23 protein-coding genes, 2 rRNA genes and 1 pseudogene are annotated in these 26,219 nt (G+C 34.1%); 14 read left to right on the top strand and 12 right to left on the bottom strand.

Annotated features, from left to right (window positions below; all coding sequences use genetic code 11):
- Both ACF91D_RS22135 and rrf read left to right on the top strand, forming a co-directional pair.
- Positions 1-177, top strand: a 23S ribosomal RNA gene (locus tag ACF91D_RS22135); the annotation flags it as partial.
- 79 nt (positions 178-256) lie between these two features.
- Positions 257-371: ribosomal RNA gene (gene rrf, locus ACF91D_RS22130) — 5S ribosomal RNA — on the top strand.
- Between the two features lie 250 nt (positions 372-621).
- On the opposite strand, the gene ilvA is transcribed toward rrf, so the two are convergent.
- The 9 genes from ilvA to ilvD form a co-directional block, all read right to left on the bottom strand.
- Positions 622-1,890 carry a threonine ammonia-lyase IlvA gene (gene ilvA / locus ACF91D_RS22125; protein WP_039069588.1) on the bottom strand — a complete coding sequence of 423 codons (1,269 nt, stop codon included), beginning with the start codon at positions 1,888-1,890 and terminating at the stop codon, positions 622-624.
- A 37-nt stretch (positions 1,891-1,927) separates the two neighbouring features.
- Positions 1,928-2,503: a 3-isopropylmalate dehydratase small subunit gene (leuD, locus tag ACF91D_RS22120; RefSeq protein ID WP_039069587.1), complete on the bottom strand. Its 576-nt coding sequence runs from the start codon at positions 2,501-2,503 to the stop codon at positions 1,928-1,930.
- A gap of 1 nt (position 2,504) precedes the next feature.
- A complete protein-coding gene (gene leuC, locus ACF91D_RS22115) occupies positions 2,505-3,875 on the bottom strand; it encodes a 3-isopropylmalate dehydratase large subunit (RefSeq protein WP_069793033.1) in 1,371 nt (456 codons plus the stop codon).
- A 17-nt stretch (positions 3,876-3,892) separates the two neighbouring features.
- Complete coding sequence (leuB, locus tag ACF91D_RS22110) at positions 3,893-4,933, bottom strand: 3-isopropylmalate dehydrogenase (protein ID WP_039069585.1); 1,041 nt, start codon at positions 4,931-4,933, stop codon at positions 3,893-3,895.
- The gene (locus ACF91D_RS22105) at positions 4,930-6,465 is read right to left on the bottom strand and encodes a 2-isopropylmalate synthase (protein ID WP_069793032.1); all 1,536 of its coding nucleotides are present in this window, start codon (positions 6,463-6,465) and stop codon (positions 4,930-4,932) included. The genes leuB and ACF91D_RS22105 overlap by 4 nt, the downstream gene beginning before the upstream one ends.
- Positions 6,466-6,605: 140 nt before the next feature.
- The gene (ilvC, locus tag ACF91D_RS22100; RefSeq protein ID WP_039069583.1) at positions 6,606-7,610 is read right to left on the bottom strand and encodes a ketol-acid reductoisomerase; all 1,005 of its coding nucleotides are present in this window, start codon (positions 7,608-7,610) and stop codon (positions 6,606-6,608) included.
- Positions 7,611-7,658: 48 nt separating this feature from the next.
- Positions 7,659-8,132 (bottom strand): acetolactate synthase small subunit, encoded by a 474-nt coding sequence (gene ilvN, locus ACF91D_RS22095; RefSeq protein ID WP_039069582.1) that lies wholly within the window; start codon positions 8,130-8,132, stop codon positions 7,659-7,661.
- A complete protein-coding gene (ilvB, locus tag ACF91D_RS22090; RefSeq protein ID WP_069793030.1) occupies positions 8,129-9,919 on the bottom strand; it encodes a biosynthetic-type acetolactate synthase large subunit in 1,791 nt (596 codons plus the stop codon). Before ilvB ends, ilvN begins: the two co-directional genes overlap by 4 nt.
- 12 nt (positions 9,920-9,931) lie before the next feature.
- A complete protein-coding gene (gene ilvD / locus ACF91D_RS22085) occupies positions 9,932-11,620 on the bottom strand; it encodes a dihydroxy-acid dehydratase (protein ID WP_327621065.1) in 1,689 nt (562 codons plus the stop codon).
- Positions 11,621-12,368: 748 nt separating this feature from the next.
- Between ilvD and tsaE the strand changes: the two genes are divergently transcribed.
- The 5 genes from tsaE (at position 12,369) to ACF91D_RS22060 (ending at position 15,624) form a co-directional block, all read left to right on the top strand.
- Complete coding sequence (gene tsaE, locus ACF91D_RS22080; RefSeq protein WP_101051175.1) at positions 12,369-12,830, top strand: tRNA (adenosine(37)-N6)-threonylcarbamoyltransferase complex ATPase subunit type 1 TsaE; 462 nt, start codon at positions 12,369-12,371, stop codon at positions 12,828-12,830.
- Complete coding sequence (tsaB, locus tag ACF91D_RS22075; RefSeq protein WP_327621064.1) at positions 12,811-13,473, top strand: tRNA (adenosine(37)-N6)-threonylcarbamoyltransferase complex dimerization subunit type 1 TsaB; 663 nt, start codon at positions 12,811-12,813, stop codon at positions 13,471-13,473. The genes tsaE and tsaB overlap by 20 nt, the downstream gene beginning before the upstream one ends.
- Entirely contained in the window at positions 13,446-13,910 is a 465-nt protein-coding gene (rimI, locus tag ACF91D_RS22070; RefSeq protein ID WP_039069577.1) for a ribosomal protein S18-alanine N-acetyltransferase, read from the top strand. The genes tsaB and rimI overlap by 28 nt, the downstream gene beginning before the upstream one ends.
- The gene (tsaD, locus tag ACF91D_RS22065) at positions 13,903-14,928 is read left to right on the top strand and encodes a tRNA (adenosine(37)-N6)-threonylcarbamoyltransferase complex transferase subunit TsaD (RefSeq protein ID WP_039069576.1); all 1,026 of its coding nucleotides are present in this window, start codon (positions 13,903-13,905) and stop codon (positions 14,926-14,928) included. Before rimI ends, tsaD begins: the two co-directional genes overlap by 8 nt.
- Before the next feature lie 273 nt (positions 14,929-15,201).
- Complete coding sequence (locus ACF91D_RS22060) at positions 15,202-15,624, top strand: VOC family protein (protein ID WP_039069575.1); 423 nt, start codon at positions 15,202-15,204, stop codon at positions 15,622-15,624.
- A 129-nt stretch (positions 15,625-15,753) separates the two neighbouring features.
- Here the strand turns inward: ACF91D_RS22060 and ACF91D_RS22055 are convergent, their stop codons facing one another.
- Positions 15,754-17,355, bottom strand: a complete 1,602-nt coding sequence (locus tag ACF91D_RS22055; RefSeq protein WP_119585722.1) for a MutS-related protein — start codon at positions 17,353-17,355, stop codon at positions 15,754-15,756.
- Between the two features lie 78 nt (positions 17,356-17,433).
- Here ACF91D_RS22055 and ACF91D_RS22050 point away from each other — a divergent pair.
- A pseudogene (locus tag ACF91D_RS22050) lies at positions 17,434-17,499 on the top strand (hypothetical protein); the annotation flags it as partial.
- A 204-nt stretch (positions 17,500-17,703) separates the two neighbouring features.
- Here ACF91D_RS22050 and ACF91D_RS22045 read toward each other — a convergent pair.
- The gene (locus ACF91D_RS22045; RefSeq protein ID WP_327621063.1) at positions 17,704-19,632 is read right to left on the bottom strand and encodes an ABC-F family ATP-binding cassette domain-containing protein; all 1,929 of its coding nucleotides are present in this window, start codon (positions 19,630-19,632) and stop codon (positions 17,704-17,706) included.
- Positions 19,633-19,777: 145 nt separating this feature from the next.
- Between ACF91D_RS22045 and ACF91D_RS22040 the strand changes: the two genes are divergently transcribed.
- The 3 genes from ACF91D_RS22040 (at position 19,778) to ACF91D_RS22030 (ending at position 21,976) form a co-directional block, all read left to right on the top strand.
- Positions 19,778-20,425 (top strand): redox-sensing transcriptional repressor Rex, encoded by a 648-nt coding sequence (locus ACF91D_RS22040; RefSeq protein ID WP_172643908.1) that lies wholly within the window; start codon positions 19,778-19,780, stop codon positions 20,423-20,425.
- A gap of 216 nt (positions 20,426-20,641) precedes the next feature.
- Positions 20,642-21,730, top strand: coding sequence for a YeeE/YedE family protein (locus ACF91D_RS22035; protein ID WP_119585718.1), 1,089 nt, complete (start codon positions 20,642-20,644; stop codon positions 21,728-21,730).
- A gap of 21 nt (positions 21,731-21,751) precedes the next feature.
- A complete protein-coding gene (locus tag ACF91D_RS22030) occupies positions 21,752-21,976 on the top strand; it encodes a sulfurtransferase TusA family protein (RefSeq protein WP_002482777.1) in 225 nt (74 codons plus the stop codon).
- 361 nt (positions 21,977-22,337) lie between these two features.
- Here the strand turns inward: ACF91D_RS22030 and ACF91D_RS22025 are convergent, their stop codons facing one another.
- Complete coding sequence (locus ACF91D_RS22025; RefSeq protein ID WP_039069570.1) at positions 22,338-22,523, bottom strand: hypothetical protein; 186 nt, start codon at positions 22,521-22,523, stop codon at positions 22,338-22,340.
- A gap of 195 nt (positions 22,524-22,718) precedes the next feature.
- Here ACF91D_RS22025 and ACF91D_RS22020 point away from each other — a divergent pair, with 195 nt between their 5' ends.
- From ACF91D_RS22020 to ACF91D_RS22010, 3 genes are all read left to right on the top strand, one after another.
- Positions 22,719-23,681: a LacI family DNA-binding transcriptional regulator gene (locus tag ACF91D_RS22020; protein WP_327621062.1), complete on the top strand. Its 963-nt coding sequence runs from the start codon at positions 22,719-22,721 to the stop codon at positions 23,679-23,681.
- A gap of 84 nt (positions 23,682-23,765) precedes the next feature.
- Complete coding sequence (locus tag ACF91D_RS22015) at positions 23,766-25,250, top strand: sucrose-6-phosphate hydrolase (RefSeq protein ID WP_039069568.1); 1,485 nt, start codon at positions 23,766-23,768, stop codon at positions 25,248-25,250.
- A complete protein-coding gene (locus ACF91D_RS22010; protein ID WP_327621061.1) occupies positions 25,247-26,212 on the top strand; it encodes a carbohydrate kinase family protein in 966 nt (321 codons plus the stop codon). The genes ACF91D_RS22015 and ACF91D_RS22010 overlap by 4 nt, the downstream gene beginning before the upstream one ends.
- Positions 26,213-26,219 lie beyond the last annotated feature (7 nt).

The raw sequence follows: 26,219 nt of genomic DNA, 5'->3' as shown, positions 1-26,219 counted from the left end.
TAGCTATGTATGGACGGGATAAGTGCTGAAAGCATCTAAGCATGAAGCCCCCCTCAAGATGAGATTTCCCAACTTCGGTTATAAGATCCCTCAAAGATGATGAGGTTAATAGGTTCGAGGTGGAAGCATAGCGATATGTGGAGCTGACGAATACTAATCGATCGAAGACTTAATCAATTTTTAAATGTTTTGTTTTGGTTGAATCATATTTTACTTACTATCTAGTTTTGAATGTATAATTTCATACATTTCATTGTCTGGTGACAATGGCAAAGAGGTCACACCTGTTCCCATGCCGAACACAGAAGTTAAGCTCTTTAGCGCCGATGGTAGTCGGACTTACGTTCCGCAAGAGTAGGACGTTGCCAGGCAGCATTATAGGATGCGATGAGCCGAGACCGAGAGGTCTCTTTTTTTATGCGCGAAGAGCTTAACTTCAATAGAGAGTAATGGTCGGTTGCAACGGAATACATGAGCAGAAGCTCATGCATAAGTGGTGACTAACTCCCGCTAACTCAATAAATTGAAAATGGTCCTTAAAAGGCCGAGACATATAAAATTTACGTCTCGGCCATAATATACATATAATTATTGTTAAGAAGATTCCTTTAACATACATAATTAAATGAGTAGGGAATAAAGCATTTTATTTTCATTAATATAAATATTAGAATTATCAAACTCGTCTACATTTGCTTTTAAGTTATCTAAATCTTTGTGGTTATTTAATTGGATACCTATGATTACTGTACCTGTATTTTGAGAAGATTTTTTAAGATACTCAAATTTAGTTATATCATCTTTAGGTCCAAGGACTTCATTAACAAACTCTCTTAGTGCACCAGGACGTTGTGGAAAATTTAAAATAAAATAATGTTTCATTTCTTCGAATAATAAAGAACGTTCTTCAATCTCTTTCATTCGATTAATATCATTATTACCACCGCTGACTACACATACAACTGTTTTGCCTTTGATTTCTGATTGATATTGATCAAGTGCTGCGACGCTTAAGGCACCAGCAGGTTCTGCAATAATAGCTTGTTTTGAGTACATATCTAAAATAGTTGAACAAACAGCACCTTCATGTACTTGAACGTAGTCATCAACTACATTTCTACAAATATCAAATGTGATTTGACCTACACGCGCTACAGATGCGCCATCAACAAATTTATCTATATCAGGTAATGTGACAATTTGTTTTTCTAAAACTACTGAAGCATACATACTGCTTGCACCAGCAGGTTCTACACCAATAATCGAAGTTTCAGGAGCATGTTCTTTAAAGTAAGTGCCTACACCTGAAATTAAACCGCCACCACCGATTGCAGCAAATAAATAATCAAATTGAATATCATCTTCTTGTGATTGTTCAATTATTTCTTTTGCTAGTGTCCCTTGTCCAGCAATTGTAAAAATATTATTGAAAGGATCAATAAAGTTCATTTTATTTTCTTCTGTATATACAAGGGCTTCTTTTAAGCAATCATCAAATGTATCTCCAGTTAAAACTACTTCAGTATTACTGCCACCAAAGAATTTCACTTGATTGATTTTTTGTAATGGGGTAGTTACTGGCATAAAAATCACTGCATTTAAATTCAACTTACTAGCAGTATATGCTACACCTTGAGCGTGGTTACCAGCACTAGCACATGTAATGCCGTTTTGGCGATCAATATCATTTAGTGCAATAATTGCATTATATGCACCTCTAAGTTTAAATGATCTTACCCATTGTAAATCTTCACGCTTGAGATAAACATTACAATCATATTTATGAGATAAATAATGATCTTTTTGTAAGGGCGTCTCTTTAGCAATATCTTTTAATTGTAAATAAGCTTCATCGATATCTTTAGAAGACACAGTAGTTTTTACAGTCATATGATTTCACACCTTTATTTATTAATTTAGTAATTAGTTAATACGTTTTTGCTGATTCATAAGATTTTATTGCATCTTCGTATTGTAAAGTCAATGCAATATCATCAAGCCCGTTAACGAGTTTATTCTTCCAAGTTTCATCAATTTCAAAATCAAAAGATTTATCTGATGTAGAAACTGTTTGATTTGGTAAGTCTACAGTAATTTCACCTGCTTGTGCAAGATATTTTCTTACATCTTCATCTAATACTATTGGTAACATCGCATTTTTAGTACAATTCATATAAAAGATATCACTATAACTACCAGCGATAATAATATCAAAACCGTAGTCTTTAAGGGCCCAAGCTGCGTGTTCACGGCTTGAACCACAACCAAAGTTTTCACCAGTAATTAATATCGTAGCATCTTTATATTCAGGTTTATTTGGGTTAAAGTCTGGATTATCTGATCCATCATCTAGATAGCGCCACTCATCAAATGCAAAAGGGCCAAAACCTGATTTTGATATGCGTTTCAAATGTACTTTGGGTATAATTTGATCGGTATCAATATTATCATGGAATAAGGGAACTACTTTACCTGTATAAGTAGTAATAGGTTTAATTTCCATATTAGACAACCACCTTTCTTACATCTACAAACTTCCCGTTAATTGCTGCAGCTGCTGCCATTGCAGGGGAAACTAGGTGAGTCCGTGCACCTTTACCTTGTCGACCTTCAAAGTTTCGATTGCTAGTTGATGCACAATGTACGCCATCAGGTACTTGGTCAGGGTTCATACCTAGACACATTGAGCAACCAGGTTCACGCCAATCAAATCCTGCTTCTTTGAAAATTTTATCAAGACCCATTTTTTCAGCCTCGATTTTCACAGTACGCGATCCAGGTACCACAATAGCTGTAATATTTGGATGAACTTTATTTCCTTTTATGATATGACTAGCTTCAACCAAATCAGAGAGACGAGCATTTGTACATGATCCTAAGAATACATATCCTAGGTTAATATCTTCAGCTTTTTGACCAGGTTGCAGACCCATATAATTATAAGCACGCTCATCGTTAACATTTTCTATTTCAGGGAAAGGTGTATGGAAACTTACGCCCATTTCTGGACTTGTCCCCCATGTTACTTGAGGCTCTAAATCAGATACATCCATTTCAATGACTCTATCAAATTCAGCGTCTTCATCTGTATAGAGTTCACGCCACGCATCAATATCATATTCAAAGTTAGTGGCATAAGGACGGCCCTTAACATAATCAAATGTAGTATCATCAGGAGCCATCATACCGTATTTTGCACCTGCTTCAATAGCCATGTTACAAATAGTCATTCTTGCTTCCATAGATAGGTTTTGAATTGTTTCACCAGCAAATTCCAATGCATAACCTGTACCAAAATCAACACCATATTGGTTAATTAAATATAGAATAATATCTTTTGCATAAACACCAGTAGGCAATTGACCAGTGACTTCAATTTTTAGATTCTTAGGTTTAGTTTGCCAAAGTGATTGTGTCGCAAAAACATGTTCAACTTCACTTGTACCAATACCGAAAGCAATTGCACCAAACGCACCATGTGTTGCAGTGTGTGAATCTCCACATACTATAGTTTTCCCTGGCTGTGTTAAACCAGTTTCAGGACCAACCATGTGGACAATCCCTTGTTCATCAGAGCCCATGTCAAAGATATGAACACCAAATGCTTTAGCATTATTTTGCAAAGTCGTAATTTGTTTATTTGCAATTTCATCTTTAATATTAAAAATATCTACTGTTGGTACATTATGGTCAAGCGTAGCATAAGTCAAGTCTGGTCTACGTAGTTGTCTATTATTAAGTCTTAATCCTTCAAAAGCTTGAGGAGATGTGACTTCATGTATAAGGTGCAAATCTATATATAATAACTGCGGGTCACCTTCTTTACCAGTTAGTACATGTTTGTTCCAAACTTTATCAAATAGTGTTTTACCCATATGACATCTCCTCCTTTTTAAAGATTTTTCTTAACGTAATTAAAAATATCAGATGTATTATAATCTCCATTGAGATCGCGTGTTGTTTTGCCTTCTTTAATTAATTGATAAATAACTGATTCTAATTTATCAGCTGCGTTATTTTGGTTTAAACTTTCTCTAAGACACATCACAACAGATAGTAGCATACCAAATGGATTTGCAATATCTTGGTTAGCAATATCTGGTGCAGAGCCATGTATAGGTTCATAAAGTCTAGGACCCCGTTCACTAAAGCTTGCAGAAGGTGATAAACCTAGAGAACCTGGGATTACAGATGCTTCATCGCTTAAAATATCGCCGAATAAATTTTCTGTAACAATGACATCGAATTGTGCTGGATTAGTGATTAAGTGCATCGCACAAGCATCAACAAGTAAATGGTTCACTTCAACTTCAGGGTACTCATGGGCGACATCATTAATCACTTGACGCCATAATTTACTGGAAGATAATACATTTTCTTTATCAACTGAAGTTAATTTTTTATGACGCTTTTGAGCTAAATCAAAGCCAACTCTAGCAATTCTTTCAATTTCAGTTCTAGTATAAGTTAATGAATCGAGTGCGTCGTTATCATTTAATTGTTTTGGCTCACCGAAATAGATACCACCGGTTAGCTCTCTTACTATAATGAAATCTGTACCTGCAACACGTTCTTCTTTAATAGGGGATAAATGGCTAGTGCCATTCGTAACTGTAGTAGGGCGTATATTTGCAAACAGACCTAAAGCTTTACGAATACCTAATAAACCTTGTTCTGGTCTATTATTAGGATCTGTCCAATTAGGTCCCCCCACAGCACCTAATAGAATTGCGTCTGCATTTTTACAAGCATTTAATGTTGATTCTGGAAGTGGTTCACCGTGATTATCAATGGCAATGCCACCAAAATCATGTGTTTCTATACCATAATCAAAATTAAAGGATTTACTGAGTTGTTGTAATACTTCTAATGAACCATTCAATATTTCAGGTCCAATTCCATCTCCTGGAAGGGCTACAATCTTATGGCTCATGAGTGAATACCTTCTTCCTCATGAGTATTTGCTACATATTTGGCATGCGCTTCAACATATGATTTACAAGAAGCTAATAAGATATCATGGTCAATACCTACACCAGTAACAATTTGATCATCTATCTTAATTTGTACATGTACTTCTGCTTGAGCGTCTGTACCTTCAGTTACTGAATCTATGCGATACTCAATAAGTTCTGTATTGCGATCAAAAATACGATCAACAGCGTTATATACGGAAACAATTGATCCAGTACCAATACTTGAATCTTGATAGGTGTTACCATCTTTATCTTTAATAACGACAACTGCACTTTGTAGACCATTAGATACAAATTGGAGCTGTAATGTTTCTACTTTATATATTGCATTTTGTTCATGCTCTGTACCTTGAATTAATGCATGAATGTCACGATCTGTGACTGATTTCTTCTTATCTGCAATTGTTTTAAACTGTTTAAATAATGCTTTTTGATCTTCTGGTTCTACATCGTAACCTAAAGCTACTAGTTTTTCTGCAAAGGCATGCTTACCTGATAGTTTTCCAAGAGGTAGTTCAGTAGTTTTTACACCAACTAGTTGCGGCGTCATAATTTCATATGTTTCTGGGTTTTTCAGTACGCCGTCTTGATGAATACCAGATTCATGACTGAATGCATTTTGTCCGACTATTGCCTTATTTCTAGGGACTCGGATACCTGCAAATCTAGCAATTAAATCTGAAGTTTGTTTGGTTTCTTGTAGATTGATTTTTGTTTGATTATTGTAATGATCTTGTCGAACGTAAAGGCCGAGAGCAACTTCCTCGAGGGCTGTATTACCTGCACGTTCCCCAATACCATTTAATGTACCTTCGATGCGTTTCGCACCATTTTCAATTGCTGCCATACTATTTGCTACAGCTAGTCCAAGGTCATCATGACAATGCGCACTATAAATTACTTCATGGTTAGTTGTTATTGATTCTTGCAGTGTTTTGAAAATTTGGCCATATTCTTTAGGATAACTGAATCCTACAGTATCAGGTATATTGATAACACTGGCTCCGGCGTCTACAGCTGTTTGAACACATTCGATTAAAAATGATGGTTCTGTTCTTGTAGCGTCTTCAGGTGAAAATTGAACGACATCAAAGTATTGTTTCGCATAAGCTACATGCTCTTTAATTGAAGCTAATACTTCTTCTTTAGACATCATTAATTTTGAATCTCGGTGTATTGGACTAGTCGCTATAAAAACATGAATTCTCGGTTTTGCAGCTTCTTTTGTAGCTTCATATACAGCATCTATATCTTTCTTTACACAACGTGCTAATCCACAAACTGCAGTTGTAGTTAATGCTCTAGATATTGCTTCAACAGATTTGAAACTACCAGTACTTGATGCAGGAAAACCCGCTTCTATGATATCGACGCCCCATTTTTCCAGTTGTCTTGCTATCTTCAATCTTTCATCGAATGAAAAGTTTACTCCAGGTGTTTGTTCACCGTCTCTAAGTGTTGTATCAAAAATTTGAATATGGCTACTCATTTTCAACATCTCCTATTTCTAAATTTTAGACACAATTGCTAAGTCGTAAGTATTAAAGAATCTCAAAGAGGGGAGAAAATTAAGCGTGATTATACCTAATGAGATTCTTCTTACTACGAGTTAACAAATATAGTGTCTATTTATTTTTCAATACTTTTAGATTTAATGAATGGCATCATTTCACGAAGATCTCTACCAACTGCTTCGATTTGATGTCCATGTTGTTCTTCACGTAGTTTGTGGAATTCTTCAAAGTTATTTTCATTATCTTTAATAAAGCGATCACTGAAGTTTCCTTTTTGAATATCTTCTAGTACAGCTTTCATATTATCTTTTACATCTGGTGTGATAACACGTGGACCAGAAACATAGTCGCCAAACTCTGCTGTATTAGAAATTGAATAACGCATGTTTTCCATTCCGCCTTCATACATTAAATCAACGATAAGTTTCATTTCATGTAATACTTCGAAGTAAGCAATTTCAGGTTGATAACCCGCTTCTACTAACGTTTCGAAACCAGATTGGATTAATTTAGTAGTACCACCACATAATACTGCTTGTTCACCAAATAAATCAGTCTCAGTTTCTTCTTTAAATGAAGTTTCTAATACACCTGCACGAGTTGCTCCGATACCTTTTGCATAGCTTAATGCTAAATCAGTAGCTTCACCACTAGCATCTTGCTCAACAGCAAATAGGGCAGGGACTGCACTACCTTCAGCGAATGTACGACGTACTAAATGTCCTGGTCCTTTTGGTGCAACTAGGAATACATCTACGTCTTCTGGTGGTTGAATTACACCGAAATGAATATTAAATCCATGTGCAAATACTAATGCATTATTAGGTTCTAAATTAGGTGCAACTTCTTCTTTATATACTTGTCCTTGGATTTCATCTGGTAAAAGTACCATGATAACATCAGCTTGTTTTGCTGCTTCATTTACAGGGTATACTTCGAAGCCATCATCTTTTGCTTTATCAAAAGAACGTCCATGTCTGATACCGATAATTACGTCATAACCGTTGTCTTTTAAATTTTGAGCGTGGGCGTGTCCTTGAGATCCATAGCCTAAGACTGCTACTTTTTTACCTTGTAAAGCGTCTTTCGTTACTGATTGGTCATAATAAACTGTTGTCATAATAAAATCCTCCATGTTTTTTAAAATTTAGTTATTGTTGTTTCAAAACTATACTAAAGCTGCTGAACCGGTTCTTGAAACTTGTTCAATTTGATATGATGATAGATCATCTAATAAATTATCCATCGTATATTGTGGACCTGAAGCTTGAAGGTAAGTATACTCATCTTCATTTTTCAATATAGAGACTAGCGCATCATAAGGTTTGATTACTTTTTGTAAGTCTTGTTGATTTATTGGTTTTTGTAATTTCACCAATACCAATTCTCTATTGTAAGTATTGGTTTCTGTAATATCTTCAACGTCTATGATATTAATTTGTTTTTCAAGTTGTTGTAATAAATTACGTAATACATCTGTATCTGGTACTTCTGCTACAAACGTTATATCAGATATACCTTCCTCTAATGTAGGTGTCGCAGAGAGTGTAACGATGTTAAATTGTCTACGAACGAAAATACTCGTTAATCTATTTAATGTACCAGCTTTATCTCTTACCTTAGTTCTAAATGTCCTTCTCATAATAGTCCCTCCATCTCATGGTTGGCTTTACCACTTGGTACCATAGGAGTTACTGGTTCGATTGGTGAAATACGAACGTCGATTAGTGCTGGTCCATCGTGTTGGAAAGCCGCATCAATTTGTTGTTCTAATTGTGCAGGATCATCAACGATATATCCTTTGACATTATATGCTTCAGCGATTTTTAAAAAGTCTGGTTGACCATTAAATACTGAATGTGAGAAACGTTTATTGAAAAACTTATCTTGCCATTGTTTAACCATACCTAGGGTACCGTTATTAACAATTACAATTTTTATATCAAGGTTGTATTCTTCTAAAATTGCCATTTCTTGATTGGTCATTTGGAAACCACCGTCGCCTACAAAGCAAATAACTGTTTTATCAGGTTCTGCAAGTTTTGCTCCAATAGCAGCAGGGATACCAAATCCCATTGTTCCTAAACCACCACTTGTTACAATTTGCCCGTGGTCTTTGAATGGGTAGTACTGAGCAACCCACATTTGATGTTGACCCACATCGGTTGTTACGATTGCATCTCCATTTGTGATTTCGCCTATATACTCAATTGTACGTTGTGGCTTGGAGAAAACACCTTGCTCATCTTCTTGATAGGCAAAAGGTTGATTTACTTTGTTTTCATTACAAGTTTCTAACCATGCTTCATGTTTAATTGAATAGCTATCAAAATCTAATAGTGCCTCTAATGTAGCTTTACAATCTGCAACAATGCCCAAATCTACTTTGATTATTTTATTAATTTCTGATGGATCGATGTCTACGTGAACAATCTTAGCGTTTGGCGCAAATTCATCTGGATTACTAGCTAAACGGTCATCAAAACGACTACCAAAGTTGATGAGTAAATCACATTCAGTTAATGCCATATTACTGGCGTATGATCCATGCATACCGCCCATACCCAAGAAATAGGGGTTTTCATATGGTATTGCACCAAGCCCAAGTAATGTACTAACTACTGGTAATTGATGTCTATTTATAAATTCAGTAAATACATCATTCGCTTTTGCATGGTTAATGCCTGCACCAGAAAGAACAACGGGTTTTTTAGAGCTTTTTAAATAATCACGAAGCTTTTGTATGTCTTCCTTTGCTGGTTGATTTGGCACTGTATAACCTGGTAATTCAATTTCGTTTGTGATTTGAGCGTTGGTCGATAAGATTCCCATATCTTTAGGGAAATCGATAACCACAGGACCTTTTCTACCACTATTAGCGATATAGAAAGCTTCATGGATTATTTTAGGAATATCACTAACATTTTTAACTTGGTAGTTATGTTTTGTTATTGGTGTTGTCATAGAAAGTAAATCTGCTTCTTGAAAGGCATCTTTACCTATGCCTGGTGTTGCTACTTGTCCAGTGATCACTACCAAAGGTAACGAATCACTATAAGCATCAGCGATACCAGTGATAGCATTTGTTGCCCCTGGACCACTCGTGACAACAACTACACCAGTATTGCCTGATACACGTGCATAACCCTCTGCTGCATGAGTAGCACCTTGTTCATGTCTTGCTAGAATATGCTTGATTTTACCTTCATAAAAAGTGTCATAAAGCGGAAGAACCGCGCCACCAGGATATCCAAATATAAAATCTACTTTTTCATTTGCAAGAGATTCAACGAGCAATTCTGAACCAGATTTCATTTCATCTATTGTTTCTTGTTCTAATTCAACTTCAGGTTCAACAGTTTCAGCGGCTTCTAAATAATCAAAATTTTCTGACATTTCTTGTTCAAGCGTTTCAGTTTGTCTAGACATAGTGCTCACTCCTTAAATTAGATTTTCTGGTACTTGCATGATGCCACCTGTATTAGCGCTTGTTACTAAAGCAGTGTAACGTGCAAGATAACCTGTTTTTACTTTTGCTTTAAATGGTTTTAAATCTTGTTTTCTAGCTTCTAATGTTTCGGTTGATACTTCAACGTCTAAAGTTCTGTTTGTTAAATCAATTGTAATTTCATCACCGTCCTTGATGAGACCAATTGGGCCACCTGAAGCTGCTTCTGGAGATACATGGCCTACTGCGATACCACGTGTTGCACCTGAGAAACGGCCATCTGTTATTAAAGCTACATCCTTACCTAATCCTCTACCTACAATTGAGGAAGTAGGGGCTAACATTTCTGGCATTCCAGGACCGCCTTTAGGACCTTCGTATCTAATAACTACTACGTGACCTTCACGAACAATATGGTTATCAATTGCTTCAACTGCTTCATCGTGTGAATCAAAACAAATTGCTTTACCTTTAAATACTTTAATAGATGGATCAACGCCGCCAACTTTTATAACTGCACCTTTTGGCGCTATGTTACCGTATAAAATGGATAAACCACCTTGTTTATCATAAGGGTTATCAAGATGCCTAATAACATCATTGTTTAAAATTGCTTTGTCTTCATTATTTTCTCGTAATGTTTTGCCTGTAGCTGTTATTCTGTCTGGATGAAGTGTACCTTCTTTTTTGAACAATTCATTGATGATTGCAGGAACACTACCAGCTTCATGTACATCATGCATTGAATATGAAGAGCTAGGTGCAATTTTTGAAAGATAAGGTGTCTTTTTGGCAATTTCATTGATTCGTGTTAAATCATAATCGATACCCGCTTCGTTAGCAATTGCTAGTGTGTGTAATACAGTATTTGTTGAACCACCCATTGCCATGTCTAAAGCGAATGCGTCATCAATTGCTTCTCGTGTTACGATATCTTTTGGTTTTAAATCGTTTTTAATGTTATCTACTAATTTAAATGCTGCTTCTCTAATCATTTCTCTGCGTTGGTCACTCACTGCTAATGCTGTACCATTGTATGGAAGGGCAAGTCCTAATACTTCCATTAAACAGTTCATTGAATTGGCTGTGAACATTCCAGAACACGAACCACAAGTAGGACACGCATTTTGTTCCATATCTAAGAATTCTTCTTTCGAAATTGAACCATCTTTAAAGGCTCCTACAGCTTCAAACATTGATGATAACGTTAAAGCTTTTCCTTCAGAAGATAGTCCTGCTTTCATAGGGCCGCCCGAACAAAAGATTGCAGGGACGTTTGTTCTTACTGCAGCTAATAACATACCAGGTGTTATTTTGTCACAGTTTGGAATGTAAAATACGCCATCAAACCAGTGTGCATTAATTACAGTTTCTGCAGCGTCTGCGATGATTTCTCTAGAGGGTAGGGAGTATCTCATTCCAATATGACCCATTGCGATACCATCATCAACGCCGATTGTGTCAAATTCAAAGGGAATTGCGCCTGCTTCACGAATTGCTTCTTTGGCAATATCTGCTAATTCTCTCAGATGTACATGTCCAGGGACAATGTCGATATACGAATTACAAATTGCCACGAAGGGCTTGTTCATATCTGTTGGTTTTTCTAATGCACCAGTAGCGTGCAAAAGACTTCTTGCTGGAGCTTGCTGATCTCCTTTTTTGATCATATCGCTTCTCATATCTAATTCCCCCATAAAATTGAAAATAAAAAAGCGTCCCAATAAATAATTGGGACGCTTTTAAGTCCCATTCAACTAGAATAAGGACTTAAACGTTTAGTAGTTTCTTTACTAAAGTTCCAGTCCTATGAGCATAATAAAATGACTAAAATATTTGAAGTTGTTGGTTGATATTGCGTTGTATTTTTGGTCATTTTATTATACTCCTCTCGATAGAATGGTTTATTTTTTTGATTTGTTTGAAATGTCTAAAAATTTGATAAATTAAATTTACTACATCATATTGCCTATGTCAACAATTTTTTGTAATTTTCTATCAATTCAAACTATTCTAATTTGGTAAGAACTTGTTTCACTTTGAAGTAATATTGGAAAAAATTTGTTAAACTATAATAGTTAATTTTATGTAGATAAAAAGTTATAAGGATGTATACACTCAAAATTTATATTTAAGCTTTCCAAAGTTTATTGCACAACAGTGGCTGCTAATGCATAAGCGACACTAATCCAAATAAATTTGGAAGTGGAAAGAGGAACGCCTTAGCTTAAAGCAAATGCATAAGCGACACTAATCCAAATAAATTTGGAAGTAGAAAGAGGAACGCCTTAGCTTAAAGCAAATGCATAAGCGACACTAATCCAAATAAATTTGGAAGTGGAAAGAGGAATGCCTTAGCTTAAAGCAAATGCATAAGCGACACTAATCCAAATAAATTTGGAAGTGTCGCTAAAAAAGAGGGAGAGGAATATGATAAAAATTAATAATATAAATGACATGTCACGTTTTGGTGAGGTGTTAACTAAACATCTATCTGCCGGTGATTTAATTTTACTGAATGGAGACTTAGGTGCTGGAAAGACAACTTTAAGCCAGTTTATTGGAAAGTCATTAGGCGTAAAACGCAACATTAATTCTCCAACATTTAATATTATAAAGTCATACCAAGGTACGGATTTAAAATTACATCATATGGATTGTTATAGATTAGAAGATTCAGAAGAAGATTTAGGTTTTGATGAATATTTTGAAGATGAGGCTGTAATTCTAATTGAATGGAGTCAATTTATAGCAGAATTTTTACCCGAGCATTATTTATCTGTTAATATTCAAACAGAAAATGATGCCGAGCGCACAATAACAATAAATGCTCAAGGAGAGCATTATCTTAGAATTAAGGAGGACGTTGAACGTGAACTATCTGCTAATTGATACATCTAATCAGCCCTTATCAGTTGCTGTAATGCAAGATGATAAAGTGCTAAACGAGATAAATACTAACGAAAAAACAAATCATTCAGTACAATTAATGCCAGCTATTTCCAAAGTGATTACTGACAGTCAATTAGCAAAAGAAGATATAGATTCCATTGTAGTAGCCGAGGGACCAGGTTCGTATACTGGTCTAAGAATTGGCGTTACTGTAGCTAAAACATTAGCCTATGCCTTAAATGCTAAACTTTATGGTGTATCTTCACTAAAAGCACTCGCCGCGACAGCAATTGAAGAAACTGGTTTAATCGTACCAATATTTGACGCACGACGTGAAGCGGTTTATACAGGCGTTTATAAAAAAGAAAATGGGCGATTAAAGCAAATTATAAAAGATCAATATATATCAATTAAAGCATTGTTAGATTTATTACACGAACTAGCTGAACCATATAAATTTATTGGGATAGATAGCGAAAAGTTAGAGGCGTTATTAGATAATTCTTGTATTCCAAACTTACCACAAGCCAAGTATATGCAAGCACTCATAGATCAACCAACCGAAGTACATCAATTTAAACCAAACTATATTAAAGTATCTGAGGCTGAAAGAAATTGGTTAAACCAACAGAACAAGAGTTAAATATTCGGTTAATGAATTTGGGGGACGTCCCTCAAGTATTTGATATAGAAAGAAATAGTTTTAATGATAGTAGTTGGTCAATTGATGCATTTTATCATGAAGTAGAAAAAAATGAATTTGCACATTACTTTATTATAGAATTTAATGAAAAAATAATTGGCTATATAGGTGTTTGGATTGTTATAGATCAAGCACAAATAACTACGGTTGCGATAGATGAATCTTATAGAGGCTATGGTTTAGGACAATTATTACTCAAATATGCAATGAATTATGTCCAAACTAAATGTGAAATAATGAGTTTAGAAGTGCGCGTAGATAATGAAATCGCGCAACATGTTTATACAAACTTAGGTTTTCAATATGGTGGTAAGCGAAAAAATTATTACGGTGAAGGTGAGGATGCAATAGTTATGTGGGTGAATTTAAATGAATGAAGCAACAATAATATTAGCAATTGAATCCAGTTGTGATGAAACAAGTGTCAGTGTTATTAAAGATGGGACAGAGATATTAAGTAATATTGTTCTAAGTCAAATTGAAAGTCATAAAAGATTTGGTGGCGTCGTACCAGAAGTAGCGAGTAGACATCATGTTGAAGGTATTACAGCTACTATTGATGAGGCGCTGAATACTGCTGATGTAACAATGAAGCAAGTTGACGCAGTAGCAGTCACACAAGGTCCAGGCTTGATAGGGGCATTGCTAGTAGGTATAAATGCTGCGAAAGCACTGGCATTTGCGTACGACAAACCGTTAATCCCAGTACATCATATAGCAGGTCATATATACGCAAACCATTTAGAAAAGCCACTCCAGTTTCCAGTTATGTCCTTAATCGTTTCGGGCGGACATACAGAATTAATTTATATGAAAAATCATTTGAACTTTGAGGTAATTGGTGAAACTAGAGATGATGCCGTAGGTGAAGCATATGACAAGGTAGCTAGAACCATTGGTCTTAGTTATCCAGGTGGGCCACAAGTTGATAAATTAGCAGTTCAGGGTCAAGATAGCTATGATTTTCCAAGAGTATGGTTAGATAAAGATAGTTATGATTTTAGTTTTAGTGGATTAAAAAGTGCAGTAATAAACAAACTTCATAACGTTCGACAAAAAGGTTTAGAAATTAACGAAGCGGATGTTGCCACAAGTTTTCAAAATAGTGTTGTTGAAGTATTAGTTGGTAAATCCATAGCAGCATGTGAAGCTTATAATGTAAACCAACTTATTGTTGCAGGTGGTGTAGCGAGTAATAAAGGTTTAAGATCTGCATTATCTGAAGCTTGTGAAAGTCACAATATCACACTCTCAATACCAAGCCCTAAACTATGTACAGATAATGCTGCTATGATTGGTGCAGCGGCTCACTATTTATATCATGCAGGCATAACAGCAGATATGACATTGAACGGTGTTAACAGTTTAGATATTGAAGCATTTACAGTTAAATAATTAGTGAAAATTACTAACTTAATATTAGGTAGTTACTTTCAAAAAAGTCCTGGACATCAATAAATGTCTTGGACTTTTTCATGTTTATCAGACTTATGGATATTGAATAAATTGGTTGCTGTTCTTTAAGTTTTTAACTATTTAAGGTTGTCGTGCAAAAAATTAAAATTCCAAACTTTATAACAACAGAATATGGGTATAGGTAGTTTATAGAGAGTTAAATAATTGATTTAATATGTGTTGATGTTTAACACAACAAGGAGGATGTTAATAATGAAAGCAGTTCAATACTTTAATTTTCAAAATAGTTTAGCCGCGTTAAACTTTTATGAAGAGCATTTTGGCGCGACGGATATACAACGTGTAGGTGGAGACCATGAAATGTTCGCAGATATGCCTGAAGAATATCAAGTGGATGCAGATTTTACAATGAACGCCTCATTTAATATACTTGGCGAAACATTTTATTGCAGTGACACATGGAAAAATAAAAAAATAGATAATAGTGGTGCGATTGTTACATTTACATTTGATGGCTCGAATGAATCTGAAAAAGAAACAGCGAAAGCGTTTTTTGATAAAGCAGTAGCAGCAGGGTGCGAAGTAACGATGCCATTAGGTAAAACAGAATGGTCAGATCTTTATGGCATGTTTAATGATCCATTTGGCGTTACTTGGATGATTAACGCAGAATAAATCATGAATTTAAGTCGAATCTTTATAACAAATAAACTGAATTATACAAATCGAGAGGTTGGATTATATCACCATCCTCTCGATTGTGGTTATAGGTCACAACAAACAAAATGAAATACATTTTTGCGATTAGTTTTTGTGGTTTGCGGTTGACTTTGCACGATTATAAATTTGGTTTGGAAACGACATAATCCTAAGTAATTCTATTGCATTGCGAGTGTCAGCTTTACCAGGCTTAATCTTAAAGTCGAATGAAATATTATCTTCAGTTATAGATTCGTTAAAATGATAGTTTGAATACATATTGTCTAATAAAGTTGAGAGTTCAATATCGTGTGTAGCAGCTATAACAGTATAACCCTTGAGTTGGTCGAGATAACTCAAGACAGACTCTGAGGCAGCAATGCGCTCTGTTGTATTTGTGCCTTTAAAAATTTCATCAATGAAGCAATAAACTTTTGTAGTCGTTGTGATTTCAAATAGACGTTTAATAGACTTGATTTCGGTCATGAAGTAACTATCTCCTGTCAAGATATCATCTTGGTTGACCATTGAGGTATAAATCATACCAGGTTTATACTCAAATTTCTCAGCTGTAGCAGTATTAATGGTTTGCGATAATATTAGATTAAGCGCAACAGCTTTCATAAATGTAGATTTACCTGATGCGTTTGAACCAGTTAGTAAAATATGATTGTCTATTGCTAAATCGTTTGGAACTGCGTCATTAATCAATGGATGTGTTAATTGTTCAAAATGAATAACATCTTTTTCTACAACCTGAGGAACTGTATAATGATCTAGAGTTTCTCTCCATAAGGCCACGGCGTAGTGATTATCAATATTAGCGATGTATTCATAGCATGCCATTACTTCATCTTCGTACTTTTTAAAACTGTTTTGAATTAAATGAAATAGATGGTAATCCATCATAAAGATTAATTTGAATAATAACGAAAACACAGATGTTTCGTCGTTTGAGTTCACACGACCTAATAAGCCACTAAATTTGCGTGCAGTAACAAAATGTTTAAAGTCAATATCTAGATCGGGTGCAAGCTCATGTTGTTGGATAGCATACGCTTTTTTAATAACGGTTGAAGTGTAGAACATTGAATTTAAATCTTGTTCATAGGTCTTTTTTAAAAATCCACTTAATATCATATTAAAGATAGCTGAAAAAATAGTTAAAGTTATGCCAATGCTAGGCGTAAAAATGGATATTATTATAAAAATTAATGGTAGGTAAGTACAAAGCATAAAAAAATTATTGCGTTTAATCGATGAAATTTGGTCTGGAAAAGTAGGATAGATTGCTTTTCCAATTTGTGCTAAATGTAGAGATACTTTATTTCTGAAACCCGTGTTGATTTTAAAATCAGAAATAAGTTTAGCATCTGTTACTTGAAACATATTTTTTAAAGTTGCAAAGAGTCTCATTTCACCAATAGCTGTAAAGTTAAAATTCATATTATGAAATACGCTATCAAGGTTTAAATCTGACCATGTTTTTTCATCTATCAATGTTTCACTGTTATATTTGTGTTTATATGTATCAAATTGATAACGATAAGTATGATTCGGTCGAATGAAGGTTTCTAATGGACGTTTATTCGACCATAATGGCTTGATATCATGCATGAGTTTTTTGTTGGCGACAATGGGTGAGAAAACCATCAATGCCGTACCCAATAAAAGAAAAGCTATGAAGAACCAAAAAATTGCTGGCATGTTTTATTACTCCCTTATTTAATATGTAAATGACTGTGTAATAATTATGCCATTATCATCAAAATTTAACAAACTGAGGTGATTATTTTAATGTCAATAGAGAACATGCGTACTTATCAACAAATAGTGCACAAACTGTGGATAAGTTTGGGCAAAATGTGTGGATACATACCGTTATCTGAATTTTATACGCAATAAAAAATTACTTTTTACTTGTGGGTAACTAGGATAACTTTGTGGATAGCCTTTATTGTAGGGTGAAGGTTGTGAATAGTTATTGTGTATTTCAGGACAAGAAAAAAAGGTAAAGTAGAAAATTCTACTTTACCTTTTGATTTGAATAAGCGTTTATATTAATTTTTCTTGTAATTCTGCCCATTCGACCATGACTTGTTCTAGTTTTTGTTCGATTTCTGATTTTGAAATCGCTAGAGAATTGGCTTTTTCAGGGTCAGAGTATATATCTGGCAATGTAAGTTGATGGTTAATCTCATTTATTTCTTCTTCGTAGGTTTCGATATTTAATTCACATGTTTCAATTTGACGTTCAATTTGACGTTGCTCACGTTTTTGTTGTTTTTGATCAATATATGAGTCATTTTGTTTGATAACCGTATCATTTACTGTTGGATTTTCTAATTCTTCTTTGGCTTTTAATGCAGCTTTTTCTTCTGTTTTTTCAATATAATATTGATAATTTCCTAAATACATTGTGCCACCGTCATAATCTACATCATAAACTTTATTGGCTAATTCATTAATAAAATAACGATCATGAGATACAAACAGTATTGTGCCTTTAAAGTTTGCTAAAGCTTGTTCTAACATTTCTTTTGAATCTATATCTAAATGGTTTGTAGGTTCATCTAAAATGAGGACATTGTTTCGCTCAAGCATTAATAAGGCAAGCTGTAAACGAGCTTTCTCGCCACCCGATAAATCGTTAATTATTTTTTTAACGTCTTCTTGTACAAATAGAAAGCGACCTAAAACAGCACGAATGTCTTTTTCATTCATAGTAGGGTATTGGTCCCATAAGTAATCAAGTATTGTTTTATTTGATTTGAATTCGGCTTGTTTCTGATCATAATAACCAATTTTTAAGTTAGCACCGGTAGTGATTGATCCATTTAATGCATTTTGTATATTGGCAATGGTTTTTATTAAAGTGGATTTCCCAATACCATTAGGACCGATAATTGCAATATGATCTCCTTTTGTTACTTCAAAAGTAATCCCTTTAGTAATCGGAGACTCATAGCCAATCTCTAAATTTTTTATATGGAATACATCATTACCAGTATTACGATCAAATTCAAATTGAATGTTAGCACTTTTAGCATCAATCATAGGTTTATTAATGCGTTCAATTTTTTCTAACATTTTCCTACGGCTCTTAGCCATACCTGTAGTTGAAGCACGAGCAATATTTTTATCGACAAAAGTCTCTAATCGTTTAATTTCAGCTTGTTGACTTTCATATTCTTGCATACGTTTTTCATAATATTTGTCTCTTTGATCAATAAATTGAGCATAATTGCCTACATAATGCTGAACGTCGCCGAGTGCTACGTCATAAATTTGAGTCACAATTTTATCTAAGAAGTACCTATCATGACTGATAATTACAATGGCACCTTTAAAGTAATTTAAATAACTTTCTAACCATTGGGTCGTGTCCATGTCTAAATGGTTGGTGGGTTCGTCCAAAAGTAATAAATCAGGCTCGCTTAATAACATTTGTGCCAAAGATAACCTTGTTTTTTGACCACCGCTAAAGTCATTGATAGGTCGATCAAAATCCGCTTCACTAAAATTTAGTCCATGTAAGACTGTTTTAATTTTGCTTTCATATTGATAGCCATCTTGTTGTTCAAATTGATTGGATAATGCTTCGTAGCGATCGATATGAGATTTATATGTCTCAGTATCGTATTCAGTGGCATGTTGTGCTAACCAATCTGTTTCCAATTTCATTTCTTGTTCTAAATTTTTCATTGCTTCAAACGGTTTAGACATTTCTTCAAATACAGTTTGGTCTGTATTTAATGTCATTTGCTGTGTTAAATAACCAAGTTTTAAATTTTTACTCTTAGAAATATGACCACTATCATAATCTTCAACGCCAGCAATTATTTTCATTAATGTAGATTTTCCCGCACCATTACGGCCTACAATACCAATGCGTTCACCAGTTTTAACTTCAAAATCCACATTATTAAAAATATCTTCACCGTCAAATGATTTAGTTAAATCATTGAGTTGTAATAATATCATCTGATTTTGCACCTCTCTATTCATTATCATTCTACAGTATTCAGCGTGTTGTTAAAACTATCATTGTTTATTTTTATTATTCAGTCATGTATAATGTTGTAGTGATTATAAAATTAATGAATAACAGATAATGAAATAGGGGGACATGATCTTGGCTAATCAAAGCGAAAAGATTCCTCGTGCCACATTGAAACGTTTACCGTTATATTATAGATTCGTCAATACATTAAAATCTAAAGGCATTGATAGAGTTAATTCTAAAGCCATCAGTGAAGGCTTAAATATTGATTCTGCAACGATTCGAAGAGATTTTTCTTATTTTGGTGAGTTAGGCAAGAAAGGCTATGGCTATAATATTGATAGTTTATTACATTTCTTTAAAAATGAAATAAGCGAAAATGACGAGATTAAAATTGCAATTGTAGGTGTAGGGAACTTAGGTAAAGCATTATTGACATATAACTTTTCAATACATGATGAAATGACTATAACTGAAGCATTTGATATTCGCGAAGAAATTATTGGGACACAAATAGGTAAAGTGACAGTGAGCCCATTTGATAAAATAAAAGAAATATTATCACAAGAAGATATCGATGTAGTGATATTGACTACACCAGAAGAAGCAGCTCAAAATGTAGCTGATGTGTTAGTAGATTCAGGTGTTAAAGGGATACTTAATTTTACACCAAGTCGTGTACTAACACCTTCAGATGTTCAAGTGCATCATATTGACTTAGGTATCGAATTACAATCTTTATTATTCTTTATGAAAAATTATAGTAATAAATAAGAAATAATTTAGTTAGTTTTTTATAGATACAGTAATACACTTTGTGTGCTGTGTTTATAAAAAACTATTTTTTTATGAATTTTTAATTAGAATTTCAACATACTCTTCCTATTAAGTTAGTTGAAGTTTAAAAATTTATGAGTTACAAGGTTGAAATTTTATACGATTTCTAATATTATTAATCTTATTGATTTTATCGGGAAAGAGGTTATTAATATGACTTGGTTAATAATCAGCGGCATTATTGTGGGCAGTCTTTTAGGCTTTGTTATGCAAAGGACACGGTTTTGTCTAGCTGGCGGTTTTAGAGATATGTATATTCAAAAGAGTAACAAAATGTTTTATGCATTACTTATAGCAATTTCAGTACAAAGTATAGGGTTATTAATTTTAACTTCTACTGGTTTAGTACAAATACCTGAATCGACTTATCCTGTTATTGGAACGGTAATAGGTTCGTTTATTTTTGGTTTAGGTATTATATTAGCTGGTGGATGTGCGACTGGTACATGGTATAGAGCTGGTGAAGGTTTAATTGGTAGTTGGATGGCACTTATTGCTTATGCATTTACATCGGCAGCTACAAAATATGGTTTGTTGTTACCGTTAATGGATGGTGTTAATAAGCCTACCAATGTTAATACGAGTATGTCACAAACTACTGGGATACCGACATGGGTTTGGGTACTATTGCTTACAGCTATAACAGTATTTTTCGTAGTCAAAACATTACGTAAACCGAAACCTAAATTCGCTGTTCCTAAATTAAAACAGAAATTTACGGGCGTACGTCACTATTTATTTGAAAAGAAATACCATCCATTCGTTGCTGCAATAGCAGTAGGTATCATTGCATTAATTGCATGGCCTGTAAGTGAATCGACAGGAAGAATGTATGGGCTTGGAATTACTACTCCATCTGCCAATCTTGTACAATTTTTTGTAACTGGCGATTTGAAATTATTAGACTGGGGTGTGTTCTTAGTCCTTGGAATATTCCTAGGATCTTATATTGCCGCTAAAGGTGCAAGAGAGTTTAAATGGAGATTACCAGACAAGAAAACTATCCGTAATAGTATCATCGGTGGTGTGTTTATGGGATTCGGTGCTTCAGTGGCAGGTGGTTGTTCAATCGGTAATGGACTAGTAGAAACAGCAACGATGTCATGGAAGGGTTGGATTGCACTCGCTTCAATGATATTAGGCGCTTGGACAATGAGTTATTTTGTATTTATTAGACCTATGAAAAAAGCACAAAAGCAAACTTCTAATGAAACGGCAACGTCACAAACACAAACAATATAATTAATATAGGAGGCACAAATTTTGGTACATGAATTAGGTACAGTAGGAATGGTATGTCCATTCCCATTAATAGAAGCACAAAAGAAAATGAATACGCTAGATAATGGTGAAGAATTAAAAATAGATTTTGATTGTACTCAAGCAACTGAAGCATTACCAAATTGGGCGGCTGAGCAAGGCTATCCAGTTACAAATTATGAACAGTTAGATGATGCATCATGGACAATCACAATTCAAAAAGCTTAATTAAGAGTAATAGCTGAGATTGACATTGCAAGTGAACTTCACTTATTCAATTAGACAACATGATAATTAAAATAAAAATGGTCGAATTCCTAGCTATGCTTTGAGTTCGATCATTTTTATTTATTTATATATTTTTTAGTCAGAATTTTGTTTTTTAATATTTGAATTAATACATAGATTCCAATTATTAACATTATTATTGGTAATATCATGATCAAATAAATAGAAAAACCTTCAAAAATATTAATAGTTAACGCTAACATTAAAACAATGAGTAAAAATGAATTTAATAGATTTAACCTTACAGTTCTTGTCATGTTTTCCTCCATTAAACTAAATAAGTATATAATCAATAACCCTGTTAATCTTTATCATTATTATTGTCTTTAGCTTTAAAGATGGAGGCAATAATTAATATAATTATAGGAAGAAAAGCTGAAAAAATGGCTGAGTAACTACCATTTTTAAGTGAAAATGGTAAACAAATAACGATCACTATTATGCAAATACTTAATGTTATAAAGGTGTACAGTTTCCCTTTATCCATGACATATCTCTCCTTAAAGTTGTTATTTCCACAACTATATCATATTGAAAACTCAACTTATATGTTACTTATTTAGAGACACTAATAGTAAGTTTTAACCTTTCTATAAACGTAGATTTAAATAGTATTTAAAGCGATTGCATTATGATAAAATAAGTATTGTTTATAATAGCTAATTAATGAGAGTGAGAAAATATGAAGAACATTGCTGATATAGCTAAAATTGCTGGCGTTTCAAAAAGCACAGTGTCGAGATACTTAAATAATGGTTCGGTAAGTTTAAAAACAAAACAAAAGCTAGATAAGATCATTCGAGAAAATGATTATCAACCTAATCAATTTGCGCAAAGTTTACGAGCACATAGAACTAATATGATAGGGGCAATTATACCTAGAATGAACTCTTTTGCTGTCGACGAAACAGTTAAAGGAGTCAAAACGATTTGTGATCAATTGAATTATAGTTTGCTACTAAATTACACAAATCTTAATACTCAATTAGAAATTGATGCGCTTGAAACATTTTATAGAAGTAAAGTAGATGGTATTGTCTTTATGGCGACAGAAATCACAGAGCAACATTTAGAAGTTATTAATAAAATAAATGTTCCTGTGATTATTGTTGGTCAAGCACATGATGAGTTACATTGTATCATTCATAATGATTACCAAGCGGGATACTTGGTTGGCGATATGTTAGGTCAACAAGATTATAAAGATATTAAGTTTTTCGGTGTGACAGAAAGTGATATTGCTGTAGGTGTTCAACGTAAAAATGGGCTAGTTGCAGGTTTAGGAAAACATGGTATAAAACCACACATTTCACTTACATCTTTTAATTATCAAGAGGCGATGATAGATGTTGTAGAAGTATTGCAAGCTTATCCCTATTATGATGCAATAGTTGGAGCTACAGATTCAATTGCCTTAGCTATACATAAATATAATTCAGAACATGTGCCACATATGCACGAGAAATATATTGTAGGATTTGGTGGAGACCCAGTAACTGAAATCGTGTCACCGTCTATTCATACTGTAAATTACAATTTTGAATATGCAGGCAGTGTTGCTATGGACAAACTAAACCAGATGATACAACAGCAAGAAGTTGAACAACGCATCATTATTGATGTTCAACATACATTTAAAAACTAACTCAAAAGTGTTATGATTAAAAAGTATATTATGGAACCGGTACCATTTTAATGTAATTATTTTTAAAATAGGAGGATACGCACTATGACGGAGTGGACAAAAGAGCAACGTTATCAAAGATATGAAGATGTTGACCAACAAACGATTGAAACATTAACTGAACAAGTCAATCAGTCAAAATATAGACAAATTTTTCATATACAACCCAAAATAGGATTGTTAAATGATCCTAATGGGCTTATCTATTTCAAGGGAAATTATTATGTCTCACATCAGTGGTTCCCGCTAGGTCCTGTGCACGGATTAAAATATTGGTATACATATCAAAGTAAGGATCTTGTAGAATTTGAAGCTATTGGGCCAACGATTAAACCAGATACGAAAGATGATAGTCATGGTGTATATAGTGGCAGCGCATTTGAATATCATGACCATTTATATTATATGTATACTGCTAATCATCGTGACAGCGACTGGAATAGAATTTCCACACAACATATAGCAAAAATGGCTAAAGATGGCTCGATTAATAAATTTCCTAAAGCAGTAATATCTGAACCACCGTTTGGCTACACTCAACATTTTAGGGATCCTAAGGTACATGTTCAAAATGGAGTTTATTACGCGATGATAGCTGCACAAAACATAAAAAAACAAGGTAGAATTTTGCAATATCGTTCAACAGATATCGTAAATTGGGAGTTTCAAGGAGAAATACAAACGAATCTAGACGATTTTGGTTATATGTGGGAATGCCCAGACTATTTTAATTTAAACGGCTATGACATGTTACTGTTTTGCCCTCAAGGTATTGATTCAGAAGGAGAACGTTTTAAGAATATTTATCAATCTGGCTATATAATGGGGCAGTATGATATCAATAATTTAACTATGAATCATGGCGATTTTCATGAATTAGATTATGGTTTTGATTTTTACGCTCCACAGACATTTTTAGATGAAAATGATCAACGCATATTAATTGGTTGGATGGGTCTACCAGAAATTAACTATCCTTCAGATGCCGATGGTTGGGCACATTGTTTAACTATTCCACGTGTGTTGACAATTGAGTCAGGTAATTTAAAACAACGTCCGATTAAAGCACTTGAAAAACTTCGTACAAATGAAGAAACAGCACTAGGTTACGCTAATAAATTTACTAGACAATTACATCCATATGAAGGTAAACAGTTTGAATTAATTATCGATATTTTAGAAAATGAAGCGACAGAAGTTTATTTTGAAGTACGTACATCTAAGACTGAATCAACTTTAATTACGTATAATAAAAGGGAGCAGAAATTAACATTAGACCGTAGTGAAAGTGGTCAATTACCTGGACCTGTTGAAGGGACGACGAGAAGTACATATTTAGATACTCCGTTATCAAAACTACAGTTATTTGTAGATACTTCTAGCGTGGAAATTTTCTGCAATGATGGGGAACGTGTGATGACGACAAGGATATTTACAGATGAAAATGCGACAGGCATTAAAACATCTACTGAATCAGGCCAAACCTACCTAAAATTCACAAAATATGATTTGAAAGGTGACATTAAATGAAACGTTTACTAGCAATTGGAGAGGCTTTAATTGACTTTATACCAAGTACTACAGATTCTAAATTAAAAGATGTAGAAATGTTTTCTCGTCAAGTTGGAGGAGCACCGTGCAATGTGGCCTGTACAGCAACAAAACTAGGCGGAAATGCTGAAATGATTACACAATTAGGACAAGATGCTTTTGGTGATTTAATTGTGGAAACTCTAGATAACCTAGGTGTAGGTACTCAATACTTAAAACGTACTAACGAAGCCAATACAGCTTTAGCGTTTGTGAGTTTAACTAAAGAGGGGGAAAGAGACTTTTCTTTTTATAGGAAGCCATCCGCTGACATGTTATACAGTATAGATGCAGTAAGCGCCATCGATGTAAATGAAAATGATGTATTACATTTCTGTTCAGTTGATTTAGTGGAAAGTCCTATGAAATATGCACATAAGAAATTGATTGAGAAAGTGACACATGTAGGAGGAACAATTGTATTTGATCCTAATGTGAGGTTGCCGTTATGGAAAAATGAAGCGGATTGTAAATCAGCAATCCATGAATTTATTCCATTAGCACATATCGTCAAAATATCTGATGAAGAATTAGAGTTTGTAACAGGAATGACAGATGAAAACCAGGCTATACAGTGGTTGTTCCAAGGTAACGTTGATGCAGTAATTTATACCAAAGGTGCCGATGGTGCAACCGTATATTTTAAAGACGGAAATGAAATATCTCAACAAGGATTTAAAGTTAAAGCCATTGATACTACAGGTGCGGGTGACGCATTTATAGGTGCTTTAATTAGTAAATTATTAATTTCTGATTCTACAGATTTGATAGCAGTATTAAAAAATGAAGGTAAAGCCATACTTGAATTTAGTAATTATGTAGCTGCAACGGTTACTACGAAATATGGAGCGATATCAAGTATTCCAACTTTAGAAGAAGTGAATAAAGCAATAAAAAGCTGAGCATGTA

The sequence above is a fragment of the Staphylococcus sp. 231237_7MaSpsaltlick genome (assembly GCF_043107035.1).
This window is presented reverse-complemented; position numbering and strand designations above follow the sequence as displayed.

Coding starts and splice junctions, on each gene's coding strand:
- ilvA (WP_039069588.1), bottom strand. CDS start 1,890: ATGACTGTAAAAACTACTGTGTCTTCTAAAGATATCGATGAAGCTTAT.
- leuD (WP_039069587.1), bottom strand. CDS start 2,503: ATGGAAATTAAACCTATTACTACTTATACAGGTAAAGTAGTTCCCTTA.
- leuC (WP_069793033.1), bottom strand. CDS start 3,875: ATGGGTAAAACACTATTTGATAAAGTTTGGAACAAACATGTACTAACT.
- leuB (WP_039069585.1), bottom strand. CDS start 4,933: ATGAGCCATAAGATTGTAGCCCTTCCAGGAGATGGAATTGGACCTGAA.
- ACF91D_RS22105 (WP_069793032.1), bottom strand. CDS start 6,465: ATGAGTAGCCATATTCAAATTTTTGATACAACACTTAGAGACGGTGAA.
- ilvC (WP_039069583.1), bottom strand. CDS start 7,610: ATGACAACAGTTTATTATGACCAATCAGTAACGAAAGACGCTTTACAA.
- ilvN (WP_039069582.1), bottom strand. CDS start 8,132: ATGAGAAGGACATTTAGAACTAAGGTAAGAGATAAAGCTGGTACATTA.
- ilvB (WP_069793030.1), bottom strand. CDS start 9,919: ATGTCTAGACAAACTGAAACGCTTGAACAAGAAATGTCAGAAAATTTT.
- ilvD (WP_327621065.1), bottom strand. CDS start 11,620: ATGAGAAGCGATATGATCAAAAAAGGAGATCAGCAAGCTCCAGCAAGA.
- tsaE (WP_101051175.1), top strand. CDS start 12,369: ATGATAAAAATTAATAATATAAATGACATGTCACGTTTTGGTGAGGTG.
- tsaD (WP_039069576.1), top strand. CDS start 13,903: ATGAATGAAGCAACAATAATATTAGCAATTGAATCCAGTTGTGATGAA.
- ACF91D_RS22060 (WP_039069575.1), top strand. CDS start 15,202: ATGAAAGCAGTTCAATACTTTAATTTTCAAAATAGTTTAGCCGCGTTA.
- ACF91D_RS22055 (WP_119585722.1), bottom strand. CDS start 17,355: ATGCCAGCAATTTTTTGGTTCTTCATAGCTTTTCTTTTATTGGGTACG.
- ACF91D_RS22045 (WP_327621063.1), bottom strand. CDS start 19,632: ATGATATTATTACAACTCAATGATTTAACTAAATCATTTGACGGTGAA.
- ACF91D_RS22040 (WP_172643908.1), top strand. CDS start 19,778: ATGATCTTGGCTAATCAAAGCGAAAAGATTCCTCGTGCCACATTGAAA.
- ACF91D_RS22035 (WP_119585718.1), top strand. CDS start 20,642: ATGACTTGGTTAATAATCAGCGGCATTATTGTGGGCAGTCTTTTAGGC.
- ACF91D_RS22025 (WP_039069570.1), bottom strand. CDS start 22,523: ATGGATAAAGGGAAACTGTACACCTTTATAACATTAAGTATTTGCATA.
- ACF91D_RS22020 (WP_327621062.1), top strand. CDS start 22,719: ATGAAGAACATTGCTGATATAGCTAAAATTGCTGGCGTTTCAAAAAGC.
- ACF91D_RS22015 (WP_039069568.1), top strand. CDS start 23,766: ATGACGGAGTGGACAAAAGAGCAACGTTATCAAAGATATGAAGATGTT.
- ACF91D_RS22010 (WP_327621061.1), top strand. CDS start 25,247: ATGAAACGTTTACTAGCAATTGGAGAGGCTTTAATTGACTTTATACCA.